This is a genomic window from Bacillus sp. S4, from assembly GCF_040838205.1.
Lineage (GTDB): Bacteria > Bacillota > Bacilli > Bacillales > Bacillaceae_G > Bacillus_A > Bacillus_A cereus_U.
In genome coordinates, this window is record NZ_JBFPJI010000152.1 from 1 (window position 1) to 7706 (window position 7706).

Below are 7706 nucleotides of genomic sequence, written 5' to 3' on the forward strand. Positions count from 1 at the left end.
AAGTAAGGAAGGTGATTAATATTGTTATTTTATATAGGATTAATAGTTGGAAAGTTAGCGGGATATAGTAGTAAAAAATTAGGTTTTAATGGATCTAATATTCCAGGGAAAATTCTGAATTACTTATATAAGAATGCATTACAAAAATTAGCGTCACAGGTGGAAACCGTGGTTTTGATTACCGGTACAAATGGAAAAACAACAACTTGTAATTTAGTTTCTTCCATTTTTAAATCCAATAAAAGTGAATATATCAGTAATATAGAAGGATCTAACTTATTAGAGGGAATCACTTCTGCTTTTATAAAAAAAAGCAATATAAGCGGGAAAATACAAGGTGTGAAAGTAGCGGTTCTCGAAGTCGATGAATTGACAATGACCGAAGTTCTGAAACAAATACAGCCTCAATTGATTGTTGTAACAAATATCTTTCGAGATCAGCTGGATCGTTATGGAGAAATCAATACGCTGATTTCAAAAGTACAAACCGCTATTCATTCTAGCGATGCTCACTTGCTATTAAATGGTGATGATCCATATAGTAGACATTTTACTAAAGAAAAGCATAAAACCATGTATTTTGGTTTAAAGAAAAATGTAGGGAATTTTCATAAAAGTAATATTAGAGATGCCGTCTATTGTTGTTGTGGCCGGCTATTGAAATATATATATACTCACTATGGACACCTTGGAAAATATTATTGTTCGTGCTCCATGAGTAGTCCCGTATTAGATGTTGAGGTTACTTCAATTCAATCACAAAATAACTTAACGATTACTATACAAAATCAATCCTATACTTCCAATTTGAAGGGTGAATACAATGCATATAATATGCTAACGGCTATAAAAACTGGAGAATTTTTAGGTTTTAGTTATGAGCAAATTCACAAAGGATTAAGAGAATATCACACGAGCAATGGACGTATGCAACAGTTTCTCATTGCACAAAATATATACCATCTAAACTTAGCTAAAAATCCACAAGGGATGAACTGTACGATAGATTATTGCATACAAAATAAAAACATTACACAATATGTTTTTATTTTAAATGACTTGCTTGCTGATGGGAAAGATATCTCTTGGATTTGGGATGTAGATTATGAACTATTAGCAAACTCCAATGTAAGCCATATAATTTGTGCAGGAACACGTGCCCATGACCTTGCAGTGCGTTTAAAATACGCGGGGATTTCTGTGAATAGGATAAAAGTTATCTCAAATATTTCTGCTGCCATACAGAATAGCATTGCAGCAGGGAATGAAACGTCCGTAATTAGTAATTACACAGGGTTAAATACTGCCCGGCAATATTTAAGCACTAAGGGAACGGCGTCCCCATCATAAATAAGATGGTATCTATATACGTTTGGTGAGCGTATATAGATTTCAAATACACCGAATAGAGAGTTGACACTAAAAATAAAGATATAAATTGGGTACTTTCCTTAGAATTTATATATAAGGCCCGATTACGTTTTTAACATCTGGAGGTACTATGAAAAAATTGATCATCTATCATTACTTCCCCAATACGCTTAATTTATATGGCGATCGCGGGAATGTAACCATTCTACAAAAGCAATTAGAATGGAGAGGAATAGAAGCCGATATTCATTATGTGGAACAAGTAAAAGATTATCCTGTATCTCAGGCTGATCTAATCTTTATTGGGGGAGGGAGTGACAATGAACAACAAATAGTTCAAGAACAATTGCTTTCAATTCGAAAAGAATTGAAAGCAGCAATAGAGGATGGTTTAGCAGCACTTTGTATTTGTGGAGGATATCAACTTTTAGGAGATTATTATGAAACTGCAAACAGTGATATCATACAAGGCCTAGGAATATTACCATTTTATACATCATGTAAGGACATGGGTTCAGTGGGTCGATTAGTAGGGAATGTAAGAGTACAATCTGAAAAATTCGGAAGAATAGTGGGTTTTGAAAATCATAGTGGCCAAACATTCCATTCTTTTGACTGTCTCGGTCAAGTTCTACAGGGATATGGGAATAATGTAACAGAAAAAAAGGAAGGACTTCTGTACAAAAATCTGATAGGTACGTATTTACATGGGCCATTTTTAAGTAGTAATATTCATGTATCAGACTGGTTAATATTGCAAGCACTAAATAGAAAATATGGACTTACAGAATTAGAGACATTAGAATGTACTTTGGAAAAGACAGCATCCGATTTCTCATGGGATAAGAGGTAAGGTTCGGTTTGAGTGCAAATATAATCGAATTTGAAAAGAGAGCGACAGATGCTGTTAGGAATCCACTGTTATGCAATGAGACCGAAGAGCGTATTGATAAGTTGTATGTGATTTCGAACAGACTTCTCCCCTTGAAGAGTTTGTCCCTTCTTGATCATATGCATAGTTTCAATACCAAAAAACGTTGTTGACGCGGTTTGGAAAGGATGAAATCCAAGGGTTCTGTTGCAAAGTTAAAAAAAATATAAAATAAGTCGATACAACCATTAATAGGGTTTAAGCAATCCCTATTAATGGTTGTAATTCCTGTTAAGCAAGCAAAAACGGAGTCTTGCGAAAGACTTCGTTTTGTTTGTAAAGTGCATGAAGGGGCTCGATCCCATCACGATCAAATTAAGAAAACAGATCAATCCCAAAACGAAAAAATGAGCTGACTTCTCAAAGCAAACTCAACAACATGATTGGATTTGCCTTGAATTTTTTACGAGTGTCTCAAAAAAGAGCGAATTCCTACCGTGCTCCTAGTAGCGTTGAAAGCACACAAGATCAAATGGTAAAGAATAAGGTTGAAACCCCTTCTAAATCTAAAGAAAACGCATTAAGCCTTATACTATCAGATTATCAAAAGAAGATAGAAACGAATGAATTAGAAAGTGTGAAAGGGAAAGTCAAAAAAGTATCAGATGGAGATACATATGTAGTGATCCTGGATAAAGACTCCTTATCTAAATCAAATATTGTAGATAAAAGTGAACGTCAAATAAAGGTCAGAGCTCTCCTACTAGACATCGTTGAGTAGGTTAAGCCAAACTACCCAGTACAAGCATATGGTAGGAAAGCCTCTAATTTCGCTAAATCATTATTAGAAGGAAAAAATGTTGAAATTGTATGCGGTAAAGGTGATAAAAAAGATCATTTTGGACGGTACTTAGGTTACATAATTTGTGACGGAAAGTTAGTCCAAGAAGAAATCATTAAAGAAGGTCTTGGAATTATTTCTTATGTGAAAAAGCCAAATACAACATTTTTAGATGAATTAAAGGAAGTAGAAATGCAAGTGAAAAAAAGAGAATAAGGGCGTCTGGAGCATACCGGGTTATGTTGACGAATCAAAATATAAATTAAATCGAAAAAATGCTGCAGCATAATCTCTGTAAAAGCAGGAAAATGAAATTTCACTTACCAGACTTTTAATAGAGTTTAATTAAAACTAATTAACAAGGGGATGTAGAACGTGACTAATTATGTAGAAAATGCAGAAATTTTAAAAACATTAGCTCATCCAATGCGTATTACAATTTTGAAAGAATTAATTACAAGAGGAACATGTAATGTAAATCAACTTGTAGATATTCTGGGTATCCCTCAATCTACTGTTTCCCAACATTTATCGAAAATGAAATCTCAAAAATTAATTATGAATGTTAGAAGAGGATTAGAAGTTTACTATAGTGCTCCTAATAAACAAGTAAATGCAATTGTGGAATTATTACTAGATAATAATTCTGTTAATTACTAGTTGAATCTACGATACGTTGGAACTTAGATTCGTTCGAGGATGTGGTTGTAGTATACGGGGTAAAATAATAAAGTTTTTCCCCGTACACTATTATGAAACTGAAAATGAAAGGGATGCTACTACCTTTCATTTGCTCAGTCTGATAATATGCCGGCTGAAGCAACAGGAAACAAATATGCAGCACTATATAAAAATAAATTTATGGGTATTTGTTGAGGAATTTAATCATTTTACAAAACTAAATTTGAAAACATATTCTATGAGGAAAAGAGCAGCGGGTACTTATTAGGGGTCACCTTACATCACCATCAAGCTAAGAAAAGCAAATACCCCAAAACGAAAATTTAATCCGTTTTCTATCAAAAGCACACGAAATTTTCAGCCTGGGGTGTTATAAAATTCTTAAGTTGATGGGCATGGGGTACCGCCAACAGAATGACATAAAACCCACGCTAAGACAATTTCACCATGCGGAATACCCATTTTCCCACGTTAAGGAATTTCGCTTCTTATGTTTCTAGCATATTCCCGCATCATTTTTCAAAAAATATACGGGTATGTTCGAGATAATGTCACAAAATAGAAAGACCTCATTCAAGAATACTTATCATGAATGAGGTCTTTCTATTATAAAAGTTATTTGAATTCTATCCTAAAAATGTTGTACATCTATTGGCCTTAAACAATTAATTCAAATTAGTTCTGTTGCATTAAAATCGCATTTATACCTTTTTAACAAATTCAGATTTTAATTTCATAGCTCCAAAACCTTCAATTTTGCAATCAATATCATGGTCTCCATCAACTAAACGGATACCTTTTACTTTTGTACCTATTTTTACGACTAATGAAGTTCCCTTTACCTTAAGGTCTTTAATTACTGTTACAGAATCACCATCGCTTAAAACATTTCCATTTGCATCTTTAATTACCTTTGTATCTTCACTATTTTCAGTTTCTGATTCTAAAGTCCACTCATGGGCACATTCTGGGCAAACAAAAAGATTTCCATCTTCGTAAGTGTACTCTGAATTACATTTTGGGCAATTGGGTAAATTAGACATATTTTTATTTCCTCCACTTGTTATCATTCATTTGAATAGATAAGCATTATTTTTCAATTTCCTTTTACAGATTTGTAAGACTAGTAATTACAAACTTTAATTTTGAGAAGTGTTTCTTATCTGTATCTCAAACACCTATTTTCATCTCATATCTTTCAATTTCTTAATAATCATGTTCGGTGTCGCCCATTCATCACGGTCAAAGTCAGAAATAGACACTTCGATGTTTAAACGTTCTTGAAATTCTACTAATAAAGACACTGTACCAAAAGAATCTAGAATTCCTTCTTCAAATAATTGCACATCTGGGTTCTCTTTTACGATATCATTTTCACATACTTCTTCTAACACATTTAATACTTGATCTTTAAATTCAGACATTATTTATTCTCCTCTATATCCATGATTTATAATGAATTTCTTCATAGTCTTCTATTTTTTAACACATCATTTAAAAGAATCTGCCCCATCATCATTACAAAGTTATCCCTGGTCTTTGTATAATAGTTATTAAGGCTTAACAGATAGTTGTTCCCCGGAACATATGTGATTACAAATCCATTGTTTGTTTCTTTAGGAAAAGGAATATATATGTTTTTAACATCCGGGTTTATAGCAATAAAATCTTTTGGAAATAAACAATTTAGATTACTTAAAAACGCTTTTCCATTAGAGATAGGTTGGATTTTTTTAGCTATGTTAACACCATCTATATTTTTACTCGAAGCTACTCCCCATATAATTACACCACCAGAAACATGAGAAAAAAACGAGACATTTTTTTCATAATTCTTTTTATCATCTTTTGAAAGGATACTGTTTGTATAATCCGTTTTTCGTTTAAATGTAAGGAAGATATTTTCTTCTTGCTGTTTGATAATCATTTGTTGGATGTATGAAAAACCTTCTTGTTCACACCTTGTAAAAATCTTCTCCGCATTCTCCAAAACAAACTTTCTCCTTCTCTATTTTTTAATAAAAGGATTAAAAGAGTAAATCAAATCAAACAAACTTTGTATGTGAAGTGAATTTTTTAAAAATCTAATGCATTTGCCTTATTCTTTATTGTATTCACTTCCTGAGATCGCTGAGAAAGCCCGGTACATTCATGAAAAGCGAAATGCTTACACCCTATACATTTTTTTGTATTCAAATGTCCTAAAGCACAGTTAATGGCTTCCCCGGTATGATCAAAAAAGTTTTCTTCCCCAATCTCAGCATACAATCCATTCTTATCTAGAGTTACTTTTAGCTCTGATTGAATTCCTGAAATGAGAAGTACGCCACCTTGTTTTTTAAAATGCTGAACAATATTCCTAAAGTAAGACTCTCCTGTGGTATCAATAAAAGGAACTTTTCCCATACGTAAAATTAAAACTTTAGGTTTATAATGAATAGTCGCTAAAATATTTTGTTCAAATGTTTGAGTAGCCCCAAAGAATAATGGCCCTTCTATTGTGTAAATACTAATTTGTGGGCAATCATGAGCTTTATTTACCACATGTGGTAACAATTTTTCATTCTTTTTTGTATGATCAGGAAGCACTTTAGATATGACTAGCATATTACTCATACGTTTTGTAAACAAAATAATAGCTAAAATAAGACCGATCTCCACAGCTGTTGTCAAACTGGTAAATACAGTAAGTAAAAATGTTACCAGTAATACAAGAGAGTCTCCTGTCTTCATTTTAAGTATGTGATAAAAATGTTTTTGTTCGCTCATATTCCAAGCTACCACCATTAAAATGGGAGCCATACTAGCAAGCGGAATATGTGAAGCATATGGAGCTAACAGTAGAAGCGTGAATAGCACAAATCCCCCATGGATAACACCCGACATCGGAGATACAGCTCCACTCTTAATATTGGTTGCTGTGCGGGCAATTGCTCCAGTTGCCGGAATTCCTCCAAATAACGGTGTAACAATATTGGCAATTCCTTGGCCAATAAGCTCTTTGTTACTGTTGTGTTTACTATTTGTCATACCATCTGCCACGACGGCGGATAATAGAGATTCAATACCACCCAACATTGCAATAACAAATGCAGGACCAATTAACTGTTTTATACGCTCTACTGTAATTTCTGGTATATCAAACTGAGGAAGTGTGTTTGGAATCGTACCATATGCTGTACCAATAGTAGGTACATGACCTGAGAAAAATACAGTTGCAATTAAAGTTGAAATAACAACGCCTACTAATGAACCTGGTACTTTTGGAAAAATTTTTGGTGTTATGAGTATAACAAAAAAGCAAATCAAAGCAATTATGACACTGTAAGAATTGGTAGTACCGATATGAGTAAAAATTTCCTTCAGATTCGCTAAAAATTCCTCATGCTTTTTTATACCTGTTAAACCTAAAAAACTAGCAATTTGTCCCGTAAAGATACTGACGGCAATACCTGACGTAAAGCCAATTGTTACAGGACGTGGAATGAATTTAATTAAAGATCCTAGTTTAAAAATTCCCATAAGGCATAAGATAATTCCAGCTAATAAACCAGCAAGTAGTAAATTTTCATAGCCATAGGTAATTACAATCCCTAAAAGAATCGGAACAAAAGCACCTGTAGGCCCTCCAATTTGGTACTTTGAACCACCAAATAGCGAAATAAGTATCCCGGCAATACATGTTGTATAAATCCCATACTCTGGCTTAACACCAGAAGCTATAGCAAAAGACATAGCAAGCGGAATCGCAACAACTCCAACAATCATTCCTGAAAGAAGATCCTTTTGAAAATGTCCCAATGAATATCCTTCAAATCTTCCCGTAAATAACCCTTTCATTACAAAACCTTCTTTTCTATTTTTAATAAATCTTAATTCTTCTGAAAGAATATTTTCTTTTGATAAATTTGAGTTACAAATGCATTTCTCATACTCTTATAC

Annotated in this window: 8 protein-coding genes and 2 pseudogenes; 5 read left to right on the plus strand and 5 right to left on the minus strand. The window is 33.3% G+C overall.

Annotation, left to right across the window (positions count from 1 at the left end; all coding sequences use genetic code 11):
* Positions 1–21 precede the first annotated feature (21 nt).
* Together AB3X48_RS14405 and AB3X48_RS14410 are read left to right on the plus strand one after the other, a co-directional pair.
* Entirely contained in the window at positions 22–1350 is a 1329-nt protein-coding gene (locus AB3X48_RS14405; protein ID WP_016103628.1) for a MurT ligase domain-containing protein, read from the plus strand.
* A 151-nt stretch (positions 1351–1501) separates the two neighbouring features.
* Positions 1502–2224 (plus strand): type 1 glutamine amidotransferase, encoded by a 723-nt coding sequence (locus AB3X48_RS14410; protein ID WP_002130343.1) that lies wholly within the window; start codon positions 1502–1504, stop codon positions 2222–2224.
* A gap of 68 nt (positions 2225–2292) precedes the next feature.
* Here the strand turns inward: AB3X48_RS14410 and AB3X48_RS14415 are convergent.
* A pseudogene (locus AB3X48_RS14415) lies at positions 2293–2403 on the minus strand (IS6 family transposase); the annotation flags it as partial.
* 278 nt (positions 2404–2681) lie between these two features.
* Between AB3X48_RS14415 and AB3X48_RS14420 the strand changes: the two are divergent.
* The 3 genes and pseudogenes from AB3X48_RS14420 to AB3X48_RS14430 all read left to right on the plus strand — a co-directional run bounded on the left by AB3X48_RS14420 (position 2682) and on the right by AB3X48_RS14430 (position 3743).
* On the plus strand, positions 2682–3023 hold the full coding sequence (locus AB3X48_RS14420; protein WP_229183356.1) for a hypothetical protein: 342 nt from the start codon (positions 2682–2684) through the stop codon (positions 3021–3023).
* Between the two features lie 63 nt (positions 3024–3086).
* Positions 3087–3299, plus strand: a pseudogene (locus AB3X48_RS14425) (thermonuclease family protein); the annotation flags it as partial.
* A 159-nt stretch (positions 3300–3458) separates the two neighbouring features.
* Entirely contained in the window at positions 3459–3743 is a 285-nt protein-coding gene (locus AB3X48_RS14430; RefSeq protein WP_000186505.1) for an ArsR/SmtB family transcription factor, read from the plus strand.
* Between the two features lie 722 nt (positions 3744–4465).
* Here AB3X48_RS14430 and AB3X48_RS14435 read toward each other — a convergent pair.
* The 4 genes from AB3X48_RS14435 to AB3X48_RS14450 form a co-directional block, all read right to left on the minus strand.
* Positions 4466–4807, minus strand: a complete 342-nt coding sequence (locus tag AB3X48_RS14435; RefSeq protein WP_088099290.1) for a zinc ribbon domain-containing protein YjdM — start codon at positions 4805–4807, stop codon at positions 4466–4468.
* Between the two features lie 141 nt (positions 4808–4948).
* Complete coding sequence (gene dltC, locus AB3X48_RS14440) at positions 4949–5188, minus strand: D-alanine--poly(phosphoribitol) ligase subunit DltC (RefSeq protein ID WP_002035156.1); 240 nt, start codon at positions 5186–5188, stop codon at positions 4949–4951.
* A gap of 41 nt (positions 5189–5229) precedes the next feature.
* Positions 5230–5754 carry a hypothetical protein gene (locus AB3X48_RS14445; protein ID WP_070128693.1) on the minus strand — a complete coding sequence of 175 codons (525 nt, stop codon included), beginning with the start codon at positions 5752–5754 and terminating at the stop codon, positions 5230–5232.
* Between the two features lie 86 nt (positions 5755–5840).
* Positions 5841–7604, minus strand: coding sequence for a SulP family inorganic anion transporter (locus AB3X48_RS14450; RefSeq protein WP_367959693.1), 1764 nt, complete (start codon positions 7602–7604; stop codon positions 5841–5843).
* Positions 7605–7706 lie beyond the last annotated feature (102 nt).